Raw genomic sequence first — 21,167 nt, forward strand, 5'->3', positions numbered from 1 at the left:
CCGCCCCCCGTTCAACAAGCTCGAAAGTACGCACGAAAAAGGGCTCCCGCCAGCAAGGAAGGCCGTACTTACCTGCCTCAGAGCCCTCCTTCGCGGCGTCATCCGTGTGGCCCTTTTGTGGTCGTGATCCGCCTCGTGCGGGTCTCGGCGTGGGACAGATCGCACAGGTGGTTCGCACAGGCGGTGAACTGCCCTGTGCGAACGAAGGGTCGACGCGATGGAGCTGATGGCAGGCAGTCCGGCGGAGCCGCCGGCGGGCAGGGGTGCCGGGGAACCCGGTTCGCCCGGCGGTACGGGTGACCGGGCCCGTGGGGCGCTGCTGGGGCTCGCGGTGGGCGACGCCCTCGGTGCCCCGGCGGAGAACATGCGGCCCTCCGAGATCCGTCGCCGTTGGGGCCGGATCGAGGGTTTCGTCAGCGACGACCCGGCGGGGACGGACGACACCGAGTACGCGATCTTCTCGGGGCTGCTGCTGGCCAGGCACGGTTCGGCGCTGACGGTTCCGCACGTCGAGCGCGCCTGGCACCACTGGATCGCCGACCTCGACGAGGGCCCTTTCCGCGGTGCCGGGTTCAGTGAGCGCGGCACGCTGGAGAACCTGCGGCGCGGGCTCGCCGCCCCGATCTCCGCCCAGCACCGGCATGCCTGGAGCGACGGCCTCGCGATGCGGGCGGCGCCGTTCGGCGTGTTCGCGGCGGGCCGGCCGGCGGAGGCGGCACGGCTGGTGGCGGTCGACGGCCGGGTCAGCCATGAGGGGGAGGGCATCTACGGCGGCCAGGCGGTCGCGGCGGGGGTGGCCGCCGCGATGGTGGGGGCCGGGCTCGCCTCGGTGATCGCGGCCGCGCTCTCGGTCGTACCGATGGACTCCTGGACCGCCCGTTCGCTGCGGCGCGCGGTCACGGCCGCGCAGCGCCCGTACCCGGACCGGCTGGCGAGGGAACGCGCGGTGCGCTCCGCGGTGGTGATCGGCGGCTACCCGTGGACGGACCTGGCACCGGAGGCGGTGGGGCTGGCCTTCGGCGCGTTCACGGCGGCGCGGGGCGACTTCCGTACGGCGGTGCTGACGGCCGTGAACATGGGCCGGGACGCCGATACGACGGCGGCGGTGGCGGGTGCGCTGGCCGGCGCCCTGCACGGGGCGTCGGCGATCCCGCAGGAGTGGGCGTCGAAGATCGGCCCGGTGCGGGGCAGCTGTCTGCCGTCGATGCGGGGGTACCACGTCCTGGACATTGCGGAGCTGCTGACCCCGGACGACACGGAGGACACGGAGGGTGCGCCCGCACCGGTCCGGGACCGCCCCGCCCCGGCCTCCTCCTGGTACGAGCCTGCCGGGTCGCCTCCACGGGACGAGACCGGTACCCCGCGGACCGGACCGGCAGCCAGGCCCACGTCCCCCTCCGTCGCCACCGGTCACGGAGCCACCCGATGACCGCCGCGGACGGGGCCGCCGGGGACACCTCGCCCACCCCGGGGCCCACGGTCCCGGACTCGGCCCCGCCGGACGCGGCCCCCCACCGCGTCGCCATCCACATCACGGCCGAGCCGGCCGCCCGTCCCCCCGCCGGCAGGCCGTCGGCCAAGGGCCCCCGGGCGCGCACCGCACCCGGCCGGCAGGCCCGGATCGAGGGGCTGCTCCTCGGCCTGGCGGCCGGGGACGCCGCCGGGTGGCCCGCCGCGCGGCACCGGGCGGCGCGGATGCCCGAGTGGACCCGGCGGCTCACCCGGGAGCTGGACACCTTCGCCGAACAGAACGCGACGACGACGCTGCCCGTACCCATCGCCCTCAACCAGCCGCCCGAGCCCCTCAGGCTCGGTCCGTCCGACGATGCCGAGTGGGCGGCGTTCGCCGCCCGGACGGTGCTGGCCGCCGCGGCCGACCACGCGCCCGGCCTCTCCCCCGGCCACCGGATGCGGGACGCGATCGACCGGTCCTGGAACGCCCTGGCGGCGAAGGTCGCCGCCGCGAGTGCCCGGGCGCCGGAGGTCGAGTCCGCCGTTCTTCCGCTCCGCGCCCGGATCTCCGTACGGGCCGGACTCGGCAACCTCGCCGCCGGACTGCGCCCGCCCGCCACCGGGCACGACAACCCGCACTACTTCGACGACGCGGCCTGCGTCAGGGCCGCCGTCCTCGCGGTCGTGCACCCGGGCGATCCCACCGCGGCGGCCGGACTCGCCGAGTTCGACGCCCGGTACACGCAGGACGGCGACGGCGTGCACGGCGCCCGTGCCGTTGCCGCGGCAATCGCCGAGGCGCTCGCGGGGGCGGACGTCGACACAGCGGTGAACGCCGCGCTCGAACAGCTTCCCGAGGGGACCGAGATCGCCCGCAACGCGGTCCACGCCGTGCGCCTGGCCCGGGAGTTCGCCGACGAGACGGCGGGCGCCTTCGCCCTGGTCCCCGTTCTGGAGCACCAGATCGTCGACCACGTCTACAGCTACGGGATCGCCGCGGCCGAGACCGTGCCCGTCGCCCTCGCCCTGGCGACCGCCGCCCGGGGCGACATCGCCCAGGCCGTGCCCGCGGCCGCCTGCCTGTCCCGGGTCGCCGACTCCGCGCCCGCCCTCGCCGGGGCGCTGACCGGGGCACTGGGCGGGGCCGGCACGATTCCCGCGGGCTGGCGCGAGGCCTGCCGCACGCTGGCGGGGTGTGCGCTGCCCCGCCTCGCCGGCACCGATCTCATCGAACTCGCCGGGCTGCTGGCAGCCACGGAACCGGCCACCACGGGTGGACAATCCCGGCATGACACTCAAAACACCCGCACCGTTCTCGGCAGATACGACCACCACGACGCTCACCCTGGATGAGCGGATCACCGGCGCACTCGTCGGCGCCGCCGTCGGTGACGCGCTCGGCGGCCCCGTCGAGGGCTGGACCCCGGAGCAGATCGCCGAGCGCCACGGCGGCCGGGTGAACGGCATCGTCGGCCCCTGGCACGGCGACGCGTGGCGCACCGCGCGCCCCATCGCCCCGTACCACAAGGGCGACGGGCACGTCACCGACGACACCCTGATGACGCATGCGCTGGTGCGGGTCTACGGCACGGTGCGCGATCACCTGGACGCGTACTCCGTCGCGGACCACCTCGTACCGGATCTGATGTCCCGTCCCCGCTGGATCCCGGAGCTGGAGGCCGAGGCGCTGCCGCTGCAGCGGATCTTCCTTGCGGAGAAGTGGATCGTCACGCGGCTGCACTACGGCCACGCCGACCCGCGCGAGGCGGGCTCGGGGAACATCGTGAACTGCGGGGCGGCGATGTACATGGCGCCGGTCGGCCTGGTGAACGCCGCCCATCCCGAGGCCGCGTACGCGGAGGCGCTGGATGTCGCGGGGGCCCACCAGTCCTCGTACGGACGGGAGGCGGCCGGGGTCCTCGCCGCCGCGGTCGCCGCCGCCTGCGTCCCGGACGCCACGCCCTCCTCCGTCGTCGGAACCTGTCTCGCCCTGGCGAAGGACGGGACGCGTGCGGCGATCGAGGCGGTGTGCGACGTGGCCGCCGGGTACAGCGACTTCGAGTCCGCGCTGGTGCCCCTGCGCGAGGCCGTGGCCCCCTTCGACACGGTGGGCCCCGACTACCGCGACCCCTCGCTCGGTGCCCGGCGGCCCTCCCGGCTGCACTCCATCGAGGAACTGCCGGTCGCGCTCGGCATGCTGCTCGTGGGCGGGGGCGACTACCGCCGCACGGTGCTCGGTTCGGTCAACTACGGCCGGGACTGCGACTCGATCGCGACGATGAGCGGCGCGATCGCGGGCGCGCTCCACGGCGAGCAGGCCATCCCTACCGCCTGGGTGAAAACGGTCGCCGACGCCAGCCGCCTCGATCTGCACGCCCCGGCACGGGTCCTGACGGAGGTGGCCCGCGAGGTCTTCGTACGGGACACGGCGCGCCGCCGGGCCCACGAGTCGGCGTTCGCGACGCTGGCCGGCCCGCGATGACCGTACGGCTGACGTGGGTTCAGCCCGAGGACCTGGTCGGGCACGAGCTGCGGCAGGCGGCGCAGGACGGCCGGGACGCCCGGGACATCGAGGAGCGCTGGTACGGATCCGGCGGCGCCCCCGCTCCGGAGCGCGCCGGCGCCTCGGAACTTCCCGCGGTGCCCCGGATGCGCGCACTGGCCGCACAGCTGCTCGACGAACTCGCCCTGCTGGAGAGCCCGCTGTCGGACGTCGAGCCGACGGGCCTGGCGGCGATCCGGGACGCCTGCCCCCGCTGGCCGGCCCCCCGCACCCGGCCCGTCGTTCTCGGACCCGAGCGGCTGCACGCTGCCTGGCTGGGCCGGGCCGCGGGCTGCCTGCTCGGCAAGCCCGTGGAGAAGCTGCCCCTCGCCGGCATCCGCTCCCTCGCGCAGGCCACCGGCAACTGGCCTCTCACCACCTGGTTCACGGCCCGTGGCCTGCCCGGCGAACTGGCCGCCGCCTACCCGTGGAACCGCCGCTCGGCCACCACCTCCCTCGCCGAGAACATCGACGGCATGCCCGAGGACGACGACCTCAACCACCCTCTTCTCGCCCTGCTGTTGCTCCAGCGCCACGGACGCGCTTTCAGCACGGCCGACCTCGCCCGGCTCTGGCTCGACGCACTCCCCGCCGGCCGGCTCTTCACCGCGGAGCGCATCGCGTACCGCAATCTCCTCGACGGCATCGAGCCGCCGGAGACGGCCCGCTACCGCAATCCCTTCCGCGAATGGATCGGCGCCCAGATCCGGGCCGATGTGCACGGCTGGACGCACCCGGCCGACCCGGCCGCCGCCGCCGAGCAGGCGCACCGGGACGCGGTGCTCACCCACACGGCCAACGGGGTGTACGGGGCGATGTTCACCGCGGCCGCACTCGCCGAGGCGGCCGGCGGCGAGACGGATGTGCACGGGTGTCTCGCGGCCGGACTGCGCGTCGTGCCGCCCCGCTCCCGGTACGCGCACGCGGTGCGCCTCGGGATCGCGAGCGCCCGTGCCGAACCGGACTTCGACACGGTCGTGGACCGGCTCCACGCCGCCTACGGGGCGACCCACCACTGGGTGCACGTCCTGCCCAACGCCGCGGTGCTCGCCGCCGCGCTCACCCACGCCGACGGCGACTTCGGCCGCTCCATCGGCTGCGCCGTGTCCGGCGGCTGGGACACCGACTCGAACGGTGCGACGGCCGGTTCGCTCGCGGGGCTGCTGGCCGGGCGGCCCACCGCGCTTCCCGACCACTGGACCGGCCCGCTGAAGAACCGGCTCGCCACATCCGTCCCCGGTTTCGACTCCATCGGCTTCGACACCCTCGCCGAACTGACCCACCAGGAGGTATGCCGCCCATGACAGCGATCGCGGTGCTCGGCAGCACCAACATGGACCTAGTCACCTACGTCGCCCGCGCGCCCGCGCTCGGGGAGACCGTCACCGGACGGGAGCTTCGGACCGTGCCCGGCGGCAAAGGGGCCAATCAGGCCGTCGCCGCGGCCCGCGCGGGCGGTGAGGTGGTGATGATCGGCGCGGTCGGGACCGACGAGTTCGGCTCGCGGCTGCGGACGAATCTGGAGCACGCGGGCGTGGACACGGACCTGCTGCACACGGCCGCCGGTCCCAGCGGCACCGCCCACATCGTCGTCGACGACGAGGGTGCGAACGCGATCGTGGTGATCCCCGGCGCCAACGGCACCGTCACCGCGCTCGGCCCGGGAGAGCACGCCGCCATCGCCGCCGCGGGTCTGCTGCTCCTCCAGCTGGAACTCCCGCTCTGCGCGGTGACCGAGGCCGCGCGGGCCGCGAAGGCCCGGGGAGTACGGACGATCCTCACCCCCTCCCCCGTACAGCTGCTGCCGTCCGAACTCCTGGACGCCGTCGACCTGCTGATCCCCAATGAGCACGAGGCGGCGGCGCTCTCCGGGTGCGACGAGCCGCACGCGGCCGCGGAGATCCTGCTCCGGCAGGTCCCGGAGGTCGTGATCACGCTCGGCCGGAAGGGGTGCCTGTACGCGGCCCGGGGAGGCGAAGCCGTCCTGTTCCCGGCGCCCGAGGTGACCGCCGTCGACACGACCGGTGCGGGTGACACGTTCGTCGGGACGCTGGCCGTGGCGCTCGGCGAGGGCAGGGCCGTCCCCGAGGCGCTTGCCTGGGCGTCGTCGGCCGCGGCGCTCTGCGTACAGAGACCCGGTGCCTCCACGTCCATGCCGTACCGCAGTGAGATCGATGCCGCATGAGTACGACGACCGCACCTCTCGCCGGCCTGCGGGTCCTGGACATCGCCACCCTGTTCGCCGGACCGCTCGCGGCCACGATGCTCGGCGACTTCGGCGCCGAGGTCATCAAGGTCGAGCATCCGCGCAAGCCCGACCCGTCGCGCGGGCACGGTCCCGCGAAGGACGGGGTGGGTCTGTGGTGGAAGCTGCTCGGCCGCAACAAGCGCACCCTGACGCTCGACCTGTCCTGCCCGGGCGGCCGGGACGTGCTCCTGCGGCTGGCGGCGGACACCGACGTGATCATCGAGAACTTCCGGCCGGGGACGCTGGAGCGCTGGGGGCTGGGCTGGGAGGAACTGCGCGCCGTCAATCCGCGGCTGGTACTGGCCAGGGTCACCGGCTTCGGCCAGTTCGGCCCGTACGCGCACCGGCCGGGCTTCGGCACCCTCGCGGAGGCGATGAGCGGCTTCGCCGCCGTGACCGGTGAGCCGGACGGGCCGCCGACCCTGCCGCCGTTCGGGCTCGCCGACTCGATCGCGGCGCTCGCCACGGCGTACGCGGTGATGACGGCCCTGGCCGGGCGCGACCGCACCGGGGCGGGACAGGTGGTCGACATGGCGATCATCGAGCCGATCCTGACGGTCCTGGGGCCGCAGCCGCTCTGGTACGACCAGCTGGGCTACGTCCAGCCGCGTACGGGAAACCGCTCCCGCAACAACGCCCCGCGCAACACCTACCGGACCTCCGACGGCCACTGGGTCGCCGTCTCGACCTCGGCCCAGTCGGTCGCCGAGCGCGTGATGCGCCTGGTGGGCCGCCCGGACCTGATCGACGAACCGTGGTTCGCCGCCGGGACCACGCGCGCCGAGCACGCCGACGAACTCGACGAGGCCGTCGGCCACTGGATCGCCCGGCGCACCCGGGAGGAGGCGGTGTCGGCGTTCGAGAAGGCGGAGGCCGCGATCGCTCCGATCCAGGACGTCCGGGACGTGATGGAGGATCCGCAGTACCGGGCGCTGGGCACGATCACCGAGGTCGACGACCCCGAGCTGGGGCCGCTGCGGATGCAGAACGTGCTGTTCCGGCTCTCGGAGACCCCCGGGGAGATCCGCTGGGCCGGGCGTCCGCACGGCGCGGACACGGACGAGATCCTGGCCGGGCTCGGCCTGTCGGCCCCGAGCATCGCGGCCCTGCGGGACGAGGGGGCGCTGTGAGCACCAGGGCGGTCGCGCTGACCTGGCTGTACGTGCCCGGGGACCGGCCGGACGTGGTCCGCAAGGCGCTCGGCTCGGGCGCGCACGTGGTGATCGTCGACCTGGAGGACGCGGTCGCTCCGGACCGCAAGGAGTACGCGCGGGCGGCGACCGCGGAGCTGCTCACCGATCCCGGTACGGCCGACGCGTCGGCCGTACCCGTCCATGTCCGGGTCCACGGTGAGGACGACGTCAAGGCTCTGGCAGGGCTTCCCGGGCTGTCCGGGATGAGGCTCCCCAAGATCACCCATGCGGCTTCAGTGCACCATGTCGCGGCGCTGGCGCCGGGGGTTGCGCTGTATCCGCTGCTGGAGTCGGCCATGGCGATCGAGCACGCGTACTCGATCGCCAGCGCCCATCACGACGTGCGGGGTGTGGCACTGGGCGAGGCGGATCTCCGGGCCGACCTGGGGGTACGGGACGATGCCGGGCTCGACTGGCCGCGCAGCCGTCTCGTGGTCGCCGCACGGGCGGCGGGGCTCGATCCGCCCGCCATGTCGGTGTTCACGGACGTCAAGGACCTGTCCGGGCTGCGGTCGTCCTGTGCGCACGGGCGGGGCCTGGGACTGCTCGGACGTGCGGCGATCCATCCCCGGCAGCTGCCTGTCATCGAGCGGGCGTTCCGGCCGACGTCGCGGGAGGTCGAGGCCGCGGAACAGATCGTGGAGGCGTCGCGGGCGCAGGCGGGGGCGATGGCGCTGCCGGACGGGAGGTTCGTCGACGCGGCGGTGGTGGCGACCGCGCAGCGGACGCTGGCGCTGGCGGGCCGCGTGGCATGAGGCCCGGTCGGCCCGGGTGCCGGGCCGCCGGGGGCACGCGAAGGGGCCGCCGGACCTGTGCGGTCCGGCGGCCCCTTCGGGTGGCTCCAGGTGCGTCAGCTCTTGTCGGCCGTCTGCGGGGCGTCGTCGCCCTCGGGCTCCTTCGCCTGCGCGTCGGGGGCGTCGGACGTGTCGGCGGCCTCGGGCCTGTCGGCACCCTCGGCGGAATCAGCGGTCCCGCTGTCCTTGCCGCTGTCCTTCGACAGGTCGACCGCGGCCGGTTCGACGATCTCCTCGCGTCCGGGGCGCAGCTTCGCCGAGATCACGAAGTACGTCACCGCGAGGACGAAGACGATGATCGCGGTCCATACGTTGAGCCGCAGTCCGAGCACGTGGTGCGCCTCGTCGACGCGCATGTACTCGATCCAGGCACGGCCCGTGCAGTAGGCCGCCACGTACAGCGCGAACGCCCGTCCGTGTCCGAGCTTGAACCGGCGGTCCGCCCAGACGACCAGGAGCGCGACACCGATGCACCACAGCGACTCGTACAGGAAGGTCGGGTGGTAGGTGTCCGCCACCCGGTTGGGGCCTTCGCTGATCTTCACCGCCCACGGCACGTCCGTCTGCTTGCCGTACAGCTCCTGGTTGAACCAGTTGCCCCAGCGGCCGATCGCCTGGGCGAGGGCGATACCGGGTGCGAGCGCGTCGGCCCAGGCGGGCAGCGGGATTCCGCGGCGGCGGCAGCCGATCCAGGCGCCGACGGCGCCGAGCGCGATCGCGCCCCAGATGCCGAGGCCGCCTTCCCAGATCTTGAAGGCGTCGACCCAGTTCTCACCGTCGCTGAAGTACAGCTGGTAGTCGGTGACGACGTGGTAGAGCCTGCCGCCGACGAGGCCGAAGGGCACGGCCCAGACGGCGATGTCGGCAACGGTGCCGGCTCGGCCGCCGCGGGCGATCCAGCGCTTGTTGCCGAACCAGACGGCGACGAAGACACCGATGATGATGCAGAACGCGTAGCCGCGGAGCGGGATCGGGCCGAGCTCGATCACGCCGGTCGACGGGCTGGGAATGAAGGCAAGGTTCATGACGGGGTCGACGCTACCTTGCCGGACGGGACGTGAGGCAAGCCGTCCGGCAACTTCTGGGTAACGGGCCGGGCCCTCAGGACGGCTCGGAGCCCGAGGGCGTCGCCCCGACCGTGCCCGGTTCCTTGCCCTTGTTGGCCTCCGCCACCCACTTCTTGAGATTCGCCACGGAGATCTCCTCGTCGCCCTTCTTGGGGAAGATCGACTCACCGTTGAGCAGCGCGGTCGGAGTCCCCTGGAACCCGCCCTTGCCGAAGGCGGTGTTCGACTTCTCGACCCAGCTGTCGTGCGTGCCGTCCTCCACGCAGCTGCGGAAGGCGGGCGTGTCCAGTCCGTCCACGGTGCCGGCGAGCTCGATCAGCTTGCTGTTCTCGCCGAAGGCGTCATCGGTCTCCGGCGGCTGATTGCGGTAGAGCACGTCGTGGTACGGGGCGAATTTGCCGACGTCCTGGGCGCAGGCCGCTGCGTTGGCGGCCCGCAGTGATCCGCTGCCGCCGAGGTTGCCGTCGATGATCGTGGCCAGGTGGTACTCCACCTTGATCTGGCCGCTGTCGGCGAGCTCCGCGATCGTGCCCCGGAAGGCCTCCTCGAACTGGGCGCAGACGGGGCAGCGGAAGTCCTCCCAGATCGTGAGCGTGGACGGCGCGTCGTCCGCTCCGACCTGGAGGGCCAGACCGTCCTTGCCTGACGCGCCGGACGGGGTGACCGCGGGTCCGGCCTCGCTGTCCGTGTCGTTCTTGCCCGCGTTGGCGGCGATCAGGCCGATCACGGCAGCCAGCGCCAGCACGCCCACCACGGCGGTCGCGACGATCAGCGTGCGCCTGCGGCGCTCCCGCGCCCGGTCCAGCTCACGCTGCTGTACGAGCCGGTCGCGTGCGGCTCTCTTTGGCTCATGGTTCTTGTCGCTCACACCGCGCAAACGAACCGGGGAGGCACGTGAGCGCCTCCCCGGTCCCATGTCCACCCGTACGGATGACGACTACCGGCGCTTTCGAACACCTTCGGCCAGCTCGCCGGCCAGGGCGCGGACGGCGGCGAGTCCGGCTGCCGCGTCGGGGGCGTCCAGCATCCTCTTGACGAAGGCCGAGCCGACGATCACGCCGTCGGCGAAGCCGGCGACCTGTTCGGCGTGCTCGCGGGTGGAGACCCCGATCCCGACGCAGACCGGCAGGTCCGTCGTGGCGCGGGTGCGGCGCACCAGCTCCTGGGCCTGCTCGCCGACCGACTCACGGGTGCCGGTGACCCCCATGAGGGAGGAGGCGTACACGAAGCCCGAGCCCGCCGCGGTGATCGTGGCGAGGCGGGCGTCCTTGCTGCTCGGTGCGACGACGAAGACGGTGGCGAGACCGTGCTTCTCGGCGTGCTCGCGCCACAGTCCGGACTCCTGGACCGGCAGGTCGGGCAGGATGCACCCGGCTCCGCCGGCCGCGGCGAGTTCGGCGGTGAAGCGGTCCACGCCGTACCGGTCGATGGGGTTCCAGTACGTCATGACGAGGATCGGGACGCCGGTGGCCTCGTAGGCCTCACGGACGGTGCGCATGATGTCGGCGATCTTGACGCCGCCCTTCAGCGCGATGTCGTCGGCGGTCTGGATGACCGGCCCGTCGAGCACCGGGTCGCTGTGCGGGAGGCCCACCTCGACGATGTCCGCCCCGCCCGCGACCACGGCCTTGACCGCCTCGATGCCGCCGTCGACCGTCGGGAAGCCACCGGGCAGGTACGCGATGAGCGCGGCCCTGTCCTCGGCTGCCGCCCTGGCCAGTGCCGCGTCCAGAAGCTCTCGGTTGCCGCTCACTTCTCCCCCTCCTGGTCGTACAGGCCGAAGTACCGCGCGGCCGTGTCCATGTCCTTGTCGCCCCGGCCGGACAGGTTGATCAGGATCAGCCCGTCCTTGCCGAGTTCCTGCCCGACCTCCAGCGCACCGGCCAGCGCGTGCGCGCTCTCGATGGCCGGGATGATCCCCTCGGTGCGGGAGAGGAGGCGCAGCGCCTGCATGGCGGCGTCGTCCGTCACCGCGCGGTACTCGCCGCGGCCGACGTCCTTCAGGTAGGCGTGCTCCGGCCCGATGCCCGGGTAGTCGAGGCCGGCCGAGATCGAGTACGGCTCGGTGATCTGTCCCTCGTCGTCCTGGAGGACGTAGCTGCGTGAGCCGTGCAGGATTCCGGGCTCGCCCGCGGTCAGGGTCGCCGCGTGCTCGCCGGTCTCCACGCCGTGTCCGGCGGGCTCGCAGCCGATCAGCCGGACGCTCTCGTCGGGGATGAAGGCGTGGAAGAGGCCGATGGCGTTGGAGCCTCCGCCGACACAGGCGACGGCGGCGTCCGGCAGCCGGCCGGCCCGCTCCAGGATCTGGCGGCGGGCTTCGACGCCGATCACCCGGTGGAAGTCGCGGACCATCGCCGGGAAGGGGTGGGGGCCCGCGACGGTACCGAAGAGGTAGTGCGTGCGGTCCACGTTGGCGACCCAGTCGCGGAACGCCTCGTTGATGGCGTCCTTGAGGGTCCTGGAGCCGGACTTCACGGCGATGACCTCGGCGCCGAGCATCCGCATGCGCGCCACGTTCAGCGCCTGCCGCTCCGTGTCGACCTCACCCATGTAGATGGTGCATTCGAGCCCGAACAGGGCGCAGGCGGTCGCGGTGGCGACGCCGTGCTGACCGGCGCCGGTCTCGGCGATGACCCGGGTCTTGCCCATGCGCTTGGTGAGGAGCGCCTGGCCCAGCACATTGTTGATCTTGTGCGAGCCGGTGTGGTTCAGGTCCTCGCGCTTGAGGAAGACCCGTGCGCCTCCGGCGTGCTCGGCGAAGCGCGGGACCTCGGTCAGCGCGCTGGGCCTGCCCGTGTAGTTGACCATGAGCTCGTTGAGCTCGGCGGCGAAGGCCGGGTCGGCCTTGGCCTTGTCGTACTCGACGGCCACCTCGTCCACGGCGGCGACGAGCGCCTCCGGGATGAACTTGCCACCGAACGCGCCGAAGTACCCCTCGGCGCTGGGAATCAGACCCTCGGGGTCCGGAATGAAGAAGTCGGACGACATGCGACGTGCTCCTCGACCTTGCAACGGGTGGGTTCACCGTATGCGCCGTGGGCGGAGCACCGCGCCGGCCGGTGAGCGGTCGGTGCGGTAGGACGTGCGGACCTCCCGGTGGGGGGAGGGATGCGACGGCCGGGGCTCGCTACGGCGCGGACCCCGTGCGCCATCGCATGCCGTTGACCTGTCCCGGTTCGTCGCCGATCACATAGCGGACGCGGCGGCCGTGCACCCGCCGGGCGGGGGCGCGGCAGCCCCGCGGCCGGCAGCCGCGGGCCAGGGGCGCGTGGGGGTCCCGGGCCGTCGCCCCGGCGGGGCGCAGGCCCGGCCGGATGCGGGGCGCGGGACGGTCGGACACGGTGCGGGTCAGCCCCGTCCGTGCCGGAGGGCCGGGTGGGCGCCTGCGGCGACCAGGTCGGCGACGGCGGACCGCGGGTCCCGGCCGGTGACCAGGGACTCGCCGACGAGCACCGAGTCGGCGCCCGCGTTGGCGTAGGCGATGAGGTCGTGCGGGCCGCGGACGCCGGACTCGGCGACCTTCACGATGTGGTCGGGGATCTCGGGGGCGACGCGCTCGAAGGTGGAGCGGTCGACCTTGAGGTCCTTCAGGTTGCGCGCGTTGACACCGATGATCTTCGCTCCGGCGTCCACGGCACGCTCCGCCTCCTCCTCGTCGTGCGCCTCGACGAGCGGCGTCAGGCCGATCGACTCGGCGCGCTCGATCAGGGAGACGAGGGCCTCCTGGTCGAGGGCGGCGACGATCAGCAGGGCGAGGTCGGCGCCGTAGGCGCGTGCCTCCCACAGCTGGTACGAGGTGACGATGAAGTCCTTGCGCAGGATCGGGATGTCCACCTTGGCGCGGACGGCCTCCAGATCGGCGAGGGAGCCGCCGAAGCGGCGCTCCTCGGTGAGGACCGAGATGACGGACGCGCCGCCTGCCTCGTAGTCCGCGGCGAGCGCGGCCGGGTCGGCGATCGCGGCAAGGGCCCCCTTGGAGGGGCTGGAACGCTTGACCTCGCAGATGACGGTCACGCCCTCGCCGCGCAGGGCGGCGACTCCGTCCTTGGCCCGAGGAGCGCGGGCTGCGCGTTCCTTGAGCTCGTCGAGGCTGACGCGCGCCTGCCGCTCTGCGAGGTCGGCGCGAACGCCATCGATGATCTCGTCGAGCACACTCACGCGAGCGGCCCCCTTCCGGAACGGTGTATGAGGGAACAGGATCAGCCATCTCGATGGTATCCGCAGGAGGGCGATGGGCTCGCATCCGGCGGCGGTACGTCCCACTACCTGGGCATTCAGGGCGCCAAGCCTGACCCGAACGGCAGATTCCGGACGACGGAGAAGATCAGCAGGGCCGCTCCGACCCCCCACCAGTAGGCGGGGGCGAGGGCGATCCGCAGCGGCTCGCCCCGGCTTGCGCGGACCATCCAGAGCAGCCACACCACGGCGAAGACGGCGTAGCCGACGACGGCCAGGGCGTTGGAGCCGAGGGCTGCGGCGATGTCGCCGTGGGCGAAGGCGTGGGCGCTGCGCAGCCCGCCGCAGCCGGGGCAGAACACTCCGGTGAACCGGAGCATGGGGCAGACCGGGTAGTGACCGGGTTCGTTGGGATCGACCGTGGCCACGTAGCCGAAGGCGCCGACGACGACGGCCATCGCACCGGCCGGGGCGGCGAGCCGCCTGAGCCGGCTCACGGGCGCGGTGGCAGGGGCGGACACGGGCTCGGGTCCGGCCGCGGCAGGGCGGGGGTGCGGCGGTCCGGGGGTGCCGGGTACGGGGGCCGGGTCCGGGGCGGCGGGAGAAGCTGAGGCGTCCACGCGCTGATTGTCCCCGCTCGTACGCGGAGGCGCAGCCCGGTCCGGGCTGCGCCTCGTGTCGTGTCTGTGGACCGGCGTGCGGTCAGGAGGTGGTCTGGGCCTCTCCGGCACGGGCCCTGGCCGCCGCCAGCTCGGCCGACTCCTTCGGCATGCCGAGGCCCGCGGCCTTCATGGCGAGACCGACGAGTCCGCCGACGGCGATGACGGCCAGTCCGGCCCAGAAGCCGAGCGGGTTCGCCGCGACCATGAAGACGCCTGCGATGCAGAAGCCGATGAAGGCGATGATGACACCGGTCCAGGCGGCCGGGGTGTGTCCGTGGCTGCTGCCCGCCATGAGTTGCTCCTCGTTGGTGTTGCGCTGAAGGTATCGCTGTACAGAAAGCTCGCTGCCATTGTCCCGTACGTGCGGGTGGAGCCGAGCCTGGGGGTCATGCCTCGCGCGTCGGGTCCTCGCCGCGGTCCAGGGCCTTCCACAGGTCCTCGGGCCGGTCGGGATCCGGGGCGGCGGGGGCGGCCTTGCGGGGGCGCGGGGTGCCGTCGCGCTCGTACCGTCCCGACATGGCGGGCCACCGGCTGCCGTACCGCAGGGCGAGCAGCCCGGCGAGCAGGATCAGCAGTCCGCCGACGGCCGTGACGTACGGCCAGGCGGTGTGGCTGAGCGCGTCGATGGTGGCCGAGGTGTTGCCGGTGGTCCGGGCGGCCTTCTCGTCGAGGGCGGCGCTGTCGGAGGCGCCGATGTAGGAGCTCAGCCCGGCGCCGAGGCCGCTGAGGGCCAGCAGTCCCGCGACGATCGTCCGGCCGCCGCCCCGGACGGCGAAGACGGCTACGAGGGCGGCCAGGCCGACGACGGCCAGGGCCGCCGGGAGGCCTGTGACGTCCTGGCCGTCCGCGGTCAGGGGCAGGGTGCCGCCGCCGACGGCTGCCGTGCCCTCGGCCCATTTCTGCCCTGAGGCGAGGAGGACGACGGTGGCGCCGGCGGCCCCGAGGAGCAGGCCGGCGCCCAGGCTGCGGCGGCTTCCTGCGCTGTCGGGCGCGGAGGCGGCACGGGCACGGGGCTGGGGTACGGGGACAGCACTCACGTACCCCACTATCCCTTACCGCCTCAGTGGGACCGGAGCCGGTTCGCCGTATGCACGGCGCGGAGCACCGCGGCGGCCTTGTTGCGGCACTCGGTGTCCTCGCCGACCGGGTCGGAGTCGGCGACGACGCCCGCTCCCGCCTGGACGTACGCGGTGCCGTCGCGGAGCAGGGCGGTCCGGATGGCGATGGCGGTGTCGGAGTCGCCCGCGAAGTCGAGGTAGCCGACGCAGCCGCCGTACAGCCCCCGGCGGGTCGGTTCGAGTTCCTCGATGATCTGCATGGCGCGCGGCTTGGGTGCGCCGGAGAGGGTGCCCGCGGGGAAGCACGCGGTGAGGACGTCGAAGGCCTTGTGGCCCTCGGCGACGCGCCCGGTGACGGTGGAGACGATGTGCATCACGTGCGAGTACCGCTCGACGGACATGAAGTCGACGACCTCGACGCTGCCGGGTTCGCAGACCCGTCCCAGGTCGTTGCGGCCGAGGTCGACGAGCATCAGGTGCTCGGCGCGTTCCTTCGGGTCGGCGAGGAGCTCGTCGGCGAGCGCCTGGTCCTCCTGCGGGGTGGCGCCGCGGTGCCTGGTCCCGGCGATGGGGTGGACCATGGCCCGGCCGTCCTCGACCTTGACGAGCGCCTCCGGGCTGGAGCCGACGACGTCGAAGCCGTCGAAGCGCAGGAGGTACATGTACGGCGACGGGTTGGTGGCGCGCAGGACCCGGTAGACGTCCAGGGCACTTGCCGTGCAGGGCGTCTCGAAGCGCTGGGAGGGCACGACCTGGAAGGCCTCGCCGGCCCTGATGCGCTCCTTGATGTCGTCGACGGCGTCCTGGTATGCGGGGCCGCCCCACAGCGCGGTGTACGGCGGGAGCTCGGAGGGCGGCAGGGCGGCGGGGGCGTTCTCCACCGGCCTGGACAGGTCCCGTTCCATGGCGTCGAGCCGGGCGACGGCGTCGGCGTACGCCTCGTCGACCCCGGTGTCCAGGTCGTTGTGGTTGATGGCGTTGGCGATCAGGAGGACCGTGCCGTCCCCGTGGTCGAGCACGGCGAGGTCCGAGGTGAGGAGCATCGTCAGCTCGGGGAGCTTCAGGTCGTCGCCGCCGTGCTCGGTGATCTTCTCCAGCCGGCGCACGATGTCGTACCCGAGATAGCCGACCATGCCGCCGGTGAACGGCGGCAGGCCGTCGTCGCCGACCAGGTCGCGCGGGGTGTGCAGGGTCTCGACGGTGGCGCGCAGGGCCTGCAGCGGGTCCCCGTCGACGGGGACGCCGACGGGCGGGGTGCCGAGCCAGTGGGCCCGGCCGTCCAGGGTGGTGAGGGTGGCGGCGCTGCGCACTCCGATGAAGGAGTAGCGGGACCAGGTGCGGCCGTTCTCCGCGGATTCGAGGAGGAACGTGCCGGTGCGCTCGTCCGCGAGCTTGCGGTAGAGCCCGACCGGGGTGTCACCGTCCGCGAGGAGCCGGCGACTGACGGGGATGACGCGCCGCTCGACGGCGAGCTTGCGGAAGGTCTCGAGATCCATGGCGGCTGACCTTACTGGGACGGGGTGAGCGGAAGGACGTCCGCGTCGAAGCAGGTGCGGTCACCGGTGTGGCAGGCGGCACCGGTCTGGTCGACCTTCACCAGGACGGTGTCGGCGTCGCAGTCCAGGGCTACGGACCGGACCTGCTGGATGTGGCCGGAGGTGTCGCCCTTGACCCAGTACTCCTGGCGGCTGCGGGACCAGTAGGTGCAGCGGCCCGTGGTGAGGGTGCGGTGCAGCGCCTCGTCGTCCATCCAGCCGAGCATGAGCACCTCGCCGGTGTCGTACTGCTGGGCGATGGCCGGGACCAGTCCGTCGGGTCCGCGCTTGAGGCGGGCCGCGATGGCCGGGTCGAGGTTGCTGGCGGGGGTGGTGCCGGGCGTGCTGGTCATGCGCCCCATTGTGCCGCGCCGGGGACGGCCGTCCGGGTGTGCGTCCACTGGGCGGACCATGGGCGTCGGTCGTACGCTGGCGGGCATGTCGACCCATGCGAAGCGTGAACGTCTTCTGCTCGCCGACCTGTTGGAAGCGGCGGGCCCCGAAGCTCTGACCCTGTGCAACGGCTGGAAGACCCGGGACCTGGCCGCCCATGTGGTGGTACGTGAGCGCCGCGCGGACGCGGCGGGCGGGATCGTGCTGGGCGCGCTGAAGAACCGGCTGGAGCGGGTGCAGGCCGAATTCGCCCAGAAGCCGTACGAGGAACTGATCCAGCTCATCCGTACGGGTCCGCCGCGGATGTCGCCCTTCGGGCTGAAGCAGCTGGACGAGGCGGCCAACACGGTCGAGTTCTACATCCACGCGGAGGACGTGCGCCGGGCCCAGCCCGACTGGTCGCAGCGGACCCTGGACCCGGTCTTCGCCGATGTGCTGTGGTCGCGCACCGAGAAGTCGGCCCGGATGCTGGGCCGCAGGGCCCCGGTGGGACTGGTGCTGCGCCGCCCGGACGGCCAGACGGTGGTGGCCCACAAGGGCACCCCGGTGGTGACGGTCACCGGGGAGCCGGGTGAGCTGCTGCTGTTCGCCGCGGGCCGGCAGGACGCCGCGCGGGTGGAGCTGGAGGGCGACAAGGACGCGCTGGCCCGGTTGCACACGGCGGAGCTGGGGCTGTAGCCGGCCGGGTCAGGCGTCACGTCCCGCCTGTACGGGGACCCAGCGGGCCCGGTGCCGGGGGCCTTCCCGCGGGGTGTCCGGCCGGGGCCTGGATCCGAGCAGTCCGAGGAGGAACCCGGCGGGGATCGTGATCAGGCCCGGTGTCTGGAGCGGGAACACGTGGAAGTTCCATTCGGGGAACAGTGCGATGGGTGTGCCCGAGAACGCGGGTGACAGGACCATCAGGCCGACGATCAGCGGAAGCGTTCCGTACACGGTCCAGCGCACCCCGCGTGCGTTGAACCCGGGGCGGAAGAGCGCGTACAGCAGGACGGGCGGCAGGATCGAGGCCGCCGCGGCGAACGAGAGGGAGAGCAGCACCTGGGGGTTGCGTTCGTGGGTGTACGCCGAGAGGAGGACGGCGAGCGCGCCGATCCCGAGCACCGCCAGGCGGGCACGGCGGATCTCCCTGCCGGACGCCTTTCCGGCGCCCTGGGCGCCCTTCGCCGCGAAGTCGCGGGCGAGGGTCGAGGCGGCTGCCAGGGTGATGCCGGCCACGGCGGCCAGGGTGGTGGCGAAGGCGGCGCAGGCGACGAGGGCGAACAGCGGGCTGTCGCGCGGCCCGTTCGCGCCCGGGTCCAGCACGCCGGTCACCATCAGCAGGGCGGTGCCTCCGGCCGGGTCGGCGGCGCGCAGGGTGTCCCGGCCCAGCAGGGCGGAGGCCCCGAGCCCGACGATGACGATCCCGGTGCACAGGACGGCGACCGGGGCCACGGACCAGACGGCTGCGCGGCGCGCGGTCCAGGCGTCGCGCAGCGGGTGCAGCCGCATCATGATGTGCGGCATGCAGGCAGCGCCGAGTACGAGGGTGAGCTGAAAGCCGATCAGGTCGAGGCTGCCGGCGAACCCGTGGCCGAACTGGAGCCCGGGGCGCGCGTAGGCGCCGCCCGCCTTGCTGCCTTCCTGGGCCGCGTCGAAGAGAGCGAACGGGGACCAGCCGAAGCGGGCGAGCACCAGGCCCGCGAGCAGGGTGACGGCGGCCAGCACGACGGCGACCTTGAGGATCTGGATGTAGCCGGTGCCGCGCATGCCGCCGAAGGCGGAGTAGCACACCATCAGCGCGCCGCTGGCGACCGTGCAGCCGGTGAGCGCTCCTTCGGGGAGCCCGAACATCGCCGTCATGACGTGTCCGGCGGTGGTCAGCTGCACCAGGAGGAGCGGGGCGAGCACGACGAGGGTGGCGACGCCCAGCGCCCGGCGCACGGAGCCGTCCCCGAGCTGGTCGGCGAGGAAGTCGCCGAGGGTGAACACGCCCTTGCGGCGCAGGCGTTCGGCGAAGACCCGCATGACGAGGACGAGCGAGGCGACGGTCGCCAGCGCGAAGAGCACACCGTCGAAGCCGGCGAGCGCGACGGACCCCGTGGTGGAGAGCAGCGTGGCGGCGCTGACGTAGTCCCCGGCGATGGCGAGCCCTCCGCCGACGGGGCCGAGCGAGGCTCCGCCGCCCGCGTAGAAGTGCTCGGGGTCGTCCTGGTCCGCTGCGGCGAGACCGCAGAGCAGCAGGGACACGGCGACGAACGCGAGGAAGATGACCACGGCCAGGGACCGGGCGTCGACCGCGCCGCTCACCGCGGTGGCTCCGCCGGTAGGGCCTTGAAAGGGGCAACTGATGGCATGGGCCCAGGGCATCAGGTGCGGCGGGCGGGGAACAGGCGGCGGGTCCGGGGCGCGGCGCCCGTACAGCCCTCGCGGGGCGGATCTGTGCTTCCGCACAAGGTGAGGGGCGGGGACCGGAGTCGAGGGGGCGGGGCCCGCGCAGGGCCCCCGCCCCCTCCCCCGCGTCTCAGCCGCCCAGCAGCCGCCGCGCCGCCAGCGCCAGGGACACCTCGACCGCGTCGGAGGGCCGTGTGAGACAGCGGCCCGTCAGCTGTTCGAAGCGCCGCAGCCGGTTCAGCACCGTGTTGCGGTGGCAGTACAGCCGCGCCCCCGCCCGTTGCGCCGAACCGTCCGAGTCCAGCCATGCGGTCAGCGTCTCGATGAGCACGTCCCGGTCCGCGGGGTCCAGCCGGTCGAGCGGGCCGAGTACCCGGCCGGCGAGGGCGGTGCCGAGTCCGGGCGAGGAGACGACCAGGGCGGTCGGCAGGTGCTCGTCGAGCAGGACCGTGCCGCCGGACGCCGGGCAGGCGCGCAGCGCGGTCTCGGCGAGGCGCCGCGCGTCACCGACCGACGCCAGCCCGTCGACCACGGAGCTGATCCCGATCCGGGTCCCGGGCGGAGCCGTCAGTTCGGCTGCCACGGAGGCGAGTTCGTCCGGTCCCGGAGCCTCGGACATCCCGCCGTCGGTGACAGCGGTCTCCGTGTCGCCCTCGCGCGGGACGGCCGGGTCGGCCGCCACCGGCCCGGCTCCCAGCGGCAGGATCGCGAGTTCGGCGTCGGCCCCCGCGTGCCAGAGCACCGGTGTCCCCTCGGGGAGGGTCAGCGGCGGCTGGGACGTACCGTGCGGGGCGCGGCGCGCGGTGGCGACCGCGAGCACCGCGTACCGTCCGTGCACCGGCAGTCCCAGCATGGCCGCGGCGTCCGGGAGGTCGGCTATCCGGGCTGTGCCGTCCAGCAGGGCCGACGTCATCAGCCGCTGCTGGTTCTCGCGGCGCCAGGTGAGGCGCCGTTCGGCCTGACGGTACGCCTCGGCCACCACTCCGCAGTGCTCGTCCACGAAGTTCCAGACGTCCGCCGCGACATGGACGAGCAGCCGGATGTCCTCGGGGTGGCGCCGCGCCGTCTCGTCGACCAGGTCCTGCCAGACCATCGCCCCGCCCATCCGGAAGGCGTGCAGGACCGCGTCGAGCGGTACGCCCTGTTCGGCGCGGGTCTCCCCGATCCACCGGGAGGTGCGGTGGGCGGCCTCGCGGAACTCCCGGGGCTGGATCAGGGAGGCGACGTTGTGGCGCAGGGAGTGGTGGACCTCCTGCCAGATCTCGGCGGGGTCGCTCTCGATGGCCGTGCGGTAGGCCGGCTCCTGTTCCCGCAGCTGCTCGACGAGCCGGTCCGTGAGCTCCGGCAGCGCTTCCAGCAGCACGTGGGCGGCCCTGTGGAGTACGGCGATGGCCTCACGGTCGGCCAGGGAACGGAAGCGGTGCGGCAGCGGTGCTACGGGGGGCGGCCCGTGCAGCGCCCTGATCCGTGAACGTACGACCTGTGGCATGGCGGCCTCCACCGGGAATCGGCCGACTGCGGAAATGCCGGCCCGGTGCGCGCCCGGCCCGCCATTGGGCGGGCGCACACCGAATGATCCTGACGCCCGCAGAATGGCATACCGCCCGGTCGGTACCTAGGGGTCTGCGGCGTTCTTCTCATCACGGTCCTGCAACCTCGACGTCGCACGGGCGGTGC

At 73.4% G+C, this 21,167-nt stretch carries 21 protein-coding genes; 8 read left to right on the forward strand and 13 right to left on the reverse strand.

What is annotated here, in order from left to right; all coding sequences use genetic code 11:
* Positions 1-217: 217 nt before the first annotated feature.
* The 7 genes from ACFQ6X_RS17220 to ACFQ6X_RS17250 are packed head-to-tail and all read left to right on the forward strand — an operon-like array spanning position 218 to position 8,190.
* Entirely contained in the window at positions 218-1,429 is a 1,212-nt protein-coding gene (locus tag ACFQ6X_RS17220) for an ADP-ribosylglycohydrolase family protein (RefSeq protein ID WP_383182241.1), read from the forward strand.
* Entirely contained in the window at positions 1,426-2,805 is a 1,380-nt protein-coding gene (locus ACFQ6X_RS17225) for an ADP-ribosylglycohydrolase family protein (RefSeq protein WP_383182243.1), read from the forward strand. Before ACFQ6X_RS17220 ends, ACFQ6X_RS17225 begins: the two co-directional genes overlap by 4 nt.
* Entirely contained in the window at positions 2,741-3,934 is a 1,194-nt protein-coding gene (locus ACFQ6X_RS17230) for an ADP-ribosylglycohydrolase family protein (protein ID WP_383182245.1), read from the forward strand. Before ACFQ6X_RS17225 ends, ACFQ6X_RS17230 begins: the two co-directional genes overlap by 65 nt.
* Complete coding sequence (locus ACFQ6X_RS17235) at positions 3,931-5,298, forward strand: ADP-ribosylglycohydrolase family protein (protein ID WP_383182247.1); 1,368 nt, start codon at positions 3,931-3,933, stop codon at positions 5,296-5,298. Before ACFQ6X_RS17230 ends, ACFQ6X_RS17235 begins: the two co-directional genes overlap by 4 nt.
* Complete coding sequence (rbsK, locus tag ACFQ6X_RS17240; RefSeq protein ID WP_383182249.1) at positions 5,295-6,179, forward strand: ribokinase; 885 nt, start codon at positions 5,295-5,297, stop codon at positions 6,177-6,179. The genes ACFQ6X_RS17235 and rbsK overlap by 4 nt, the downstream gene beginning before the upstream one ends.
* Positions 6,176-7,372, forward strand: coding sequence for a CaiB/BaiF CoA transferase family protein (locus ACFQ6X_RS17245; RefSeq protein WP_383182251.1), 1,197 nt, complete (start codon positions 6,176-6,178; stop codon positions 7,370-7,372). Before rbsK ends, ACFQ6X_RS17245 begins: the two co-directional genes overlap by 4 nt.
* Entirely contained in the window at positions 7,369-8,190 is an 822-nt protein-coding gene (locus ACFQ6X_RS17250; protein WP_383182253.1) for an HpcH/HpaI aldolase/citrate lyase family protein, read from the forward strand. The genes ACFQ6X_RS17245 and ACFQ6X_RS17250 overlap by 4 nt, the downstream gene beginning before the upstream one ends.
* Positions 8,191-8,285: 95 nt before the next feature.
* On the opposite strand, the gene lgt is transcribed toward ACFQ6X_RS17250, so the two are convergent.
* The 11 genes from lgt to hisI form a co-directional block, all read right to left on the reverse strand.
* A complete protein-coding gene (gene lgt, locus ACFQ6X_RS17255) occupies positions 8,286-9,254 on the reverse strand; it encodes a prolipoprotein diacylglyceryl transferase (RefSeq protein WP_383182255.1) in 969 nt (322 codons plus the stop codon).
* A 76-nt stretch (positions 9,255-9,330) separates the two neighbouring features.
* Positions 9,331-10,164 carry a thioredoxin domain-containing protein gene (locus ACFQ6X_RS17260; protein WP_383182257.1) on the reverse strand — a complete coding sequence of 278 codons (834 nt, stop codon included), beginning with the start codon at positions 10,162-10,164 and terminating at the stop codon, positions 9,331-9,333.
* A gap of 69 nt (positions 10,165-10,233) precedes the next feature.
* Positions 10,234-11,049 (reverse strand): tryptophan synthase subunit alpha, encoded by an 816-nt coding sequence (gene trpA, locus ACFQ6X_RS17265; protein WP_383182259.1) that lies wholly within the window; start codon positions 11,047-11,049, stop codon positions 10,234-10,236.
* Positions 11,046-12,284: a tryptophan synthase subunit beta gene (gene trpB / locus ACFQ6X_RS17270; protein WP_383182261.1), complete on the reverse strand. Its 1,239-nt coding sequence runs from the start codon at positions 12,282-12,284 to the stop codon at positions 11,046-11,048. Before trpB ends, trpA begins: the two co-directional genes overlap by 4 nt.
* A gap of 139 nt (positions 12,285-12,423) precedes the next feature.
* A complete protein-coding gene (trpM, locus tag ACFQ6X_RS17275; RefSeq protein ID WP_383182263.1) occupies positions 12,424-12,636 on the reverse strand; it encodes a tryptophan biosynthesis modulator TrpM in 213 nt (70 codons plus the stop codon).
* An 8-nt stretch (positions 12,637-12,644) separates the two neighbouring features.
* On the reverse strand, positions 12,645-13,454 hold the full coding sequence (gene trpC / locus ACFQ6X_RS17280; RefSeq protein ID WP_329212096.1) for an indole-3-glycerol phosphate synthase TrpC: 810 nt from the start codon (positions 13,452-13,454) through the stop codon (positions 12,645-12,647).
* Positions 13,455-13,570: 116 nt separating this feature from the next.
* A complete protein-coding gene (locus ACFQ6X_RS17285) occupies positions 13,571-14,092 on the reverse strand; it encodes a DUF2752 domain-containing protein (RefSeq protein ID WP_383182266.1) in 522 nt (173 codons plus the stop codon).
* Between the two features lie 82 nt (positions 14,093-14,174).
* Positions 14,175-14,426: an HGxxPAAW family protein gene (locus ACFQ6X_RS17290; RefSeq protein ID WP_351170787.1), complete on the reverse strand. Its 252-nt coding sequence runs from the start codon at positions 14,424-14,426 to the stop codon at positions 14,175-14,177.
* 94 nt (positions 14,427-14,520) lie between these two features.
* Positions 14,521-15,180, reverse strand: a complete 660-nt coding sequence (locus ACFQ6X_RS17295; RefSeq protein WP_383182268.1) for a TIGR02234 family membrane protein — start codon at positions 15,178-15,180, stop codon at positions 14,521-14,523.
* A 14-nt stretch (positions 15,181-15,194) separates the two neighbouring features.
* On the reverse strand, positions 15,195-16,688 hold the full coding sequence (locus ACFQ6X_RS17300) for an anthranilate synthase component I (protein ID WP_329212088.1): 1,494 nt from the start codon (positions 16,686-16,688) through the stop codon (positions 15,195-15,197).
* 11 nt (positions 16,689-16,699) lie between these two features.
* Complete coding sequence (hisI, locus tag ACFQ6X_RS17305) at positions 16,700-17,080, reverse strand: phosphoribosyl-AMP cyclohydrolase (protein ID WP_383182270.1); 381 nt, start codon at positions 17,078-17,080, stop codon at positions 16,700-16,702.
* Between the two features lie 85 nt (positions 17,081-17,165).
* Here hisI and ACFQ6X_RS17310 point away from each other — a divergent pair, with 85 nt between their 5' ends.
* Positions 17,166-17,798 (forward strand): TIGR03085 family metal-binding protein, encoded by a 633-nt coding sequence (locus tag ACFQ6X_RS17310; RefSeq protein ID WP_383182272.1) that lies wholly within the window; start codon positions 17,166-17,168, stop codon positions 17,796-17,798.
* A 9-nt stretch (positions 17,799-17,807) separates the two neighbouring features.
* On the opposite strand, the gene ACFQ6X_RS17315 is transcribed toward ACFQ6X_RS17310, so the two are convergent.
* Positions 17,808-19,406 carry a cation acetate symporter gene (locus ACFQ6X_RS17315; protein ID WP_383182274.1) on the reverse strand — a complete coding sequence of 533 codons (1,599 nt, stop codon included), beginning with the start codon at positions 19,404-19,406 and terminating at the stop codon, positions 17,808-17,810.
* A 214-nt stretch (positions 19,407-19,620) separates the two neighbouring features.
* Positions 19,621-20,979 carry a PucR family transcriptional regulator gene (locus tag ACFQ6X_RS17320; protein WP_383182276.1) on the reverse strand — a complete coding sequence of 453 codons (1,359 nt, stop codon included), beginning with the start codon at positions 20,977-20,979 and terminating at the stop codon, positions 19,621-19,623.
* Positions 20,980-21,167: the final 188 nt, after the last annotated feature.

This window comes from Streptomyces sp. NPDC056452 (assembly GCF_042796085.1).
Classification (GTDB): Bacteria; Actinomycetota; Actinomycetes; order Streptomycetales; family Streptomycetaceae; genus Streptomyces.

What these genes read in the sequence shown, in the direction of transcription:
- trpB (WP_383182261.1), bottom strand. Translation starts at nt 12,284, where the DNA reads ATGTCGTCCGACTTCTTCATTCCGGACCCCGAGGGTCTGATTCCCAGC.
- rbsK (WP_383182249.1), top strand. Translation starts at nt 5,295, where the DNA reads ATGACAGCGATCGCGGTGCTCGGCAGCACCAACATGGACCTAGTCACC.
- ACFQ6X_RS17245 (WP_383182251.1), top strand. Translation starts at nt 6,176, where the DNA reads ATGAGTACGACGACCGCACCTCTCGCCGGCCTGCGGGTCCTGGACATC.
- hisI (WP_383182270.1), bottom strand. Translation starts at nt 17,080, where the DNA reads ATGACCAGCACGCCCGGCACCACCCCCGCCAGCAACCTCGACCCGGCC.
- lgt (WP_383182255.1), bottom strand. Translation starts at nt 9,254, where the DNA reads ATGAACCTTGCCTTCATTCCCAGCCCGTCGACCGGCGTGATCGAGCTC.
- ACFQ6X_RS17225 (WP_383182243.1), top strand. Translation starts at nt 1,426, where the DNA reads ATGACCGCCGCGGACGGGGCCGCCGGGGACACCTCGCCCACCCCGGGG.
- ACFQ6X_RS17310 (WP_383182272.1), top strand. Translation starts at nt 17,166, where the DNA reads ATGTCGACCCATGCGAAGCGTGAACGTCTTCTGCTCGCCGACCTGTTG.
- ACFQ6X_RS17320 (WP_383182276.1), bottom strand. Translation starts at nt 20,979, where the DNA reads ATGCCACAGGTCGTACGTTCACGGATCAGGGCGCTGCACGGGCCGCCC.
- ACFQ6X_RS17230 (WP_383182245.1), top strand. Translation starts at nt 2,741, where the DNA reads ATGACACTCAAAACACCCGCACCGTTCTCGGCAGATACGACCACCACG.
- ACFQ6X_RS17235 (WP_383182247.1), top strand. Translation starts at nt 3,931, where the DNA reads ATGACCGTACGGCTGACGTGGGTTCAGCCCGAGGACCTGGTCGGGCAC.
- ACFQ6X_RS17220 (WP_383182241.1), top strand. Translation starts at nt 218, where the DNA reads ATGGAGCTGATGGCAGGCAGTCCGGCGGAGCCGCCGGCGGGCAGGGGT.
- ACFQ6X_RS17290 (WP_351170787.1), bottom strand. Translation starts at nt 14,426, where the DNA reads ATGGCGGGCAGCAGCCACGGACACACCCCGGCCGCCTGGACCGGTGTC.
- ACFQ6X_RS17300 (WP_329212088.1), bottom strand. Translation starts at nt 16,688, where the DNA reads ATGGATCTCGAGACCTTCCGCAAGCTCGCCGTCGAGCGGCGCGTCATC.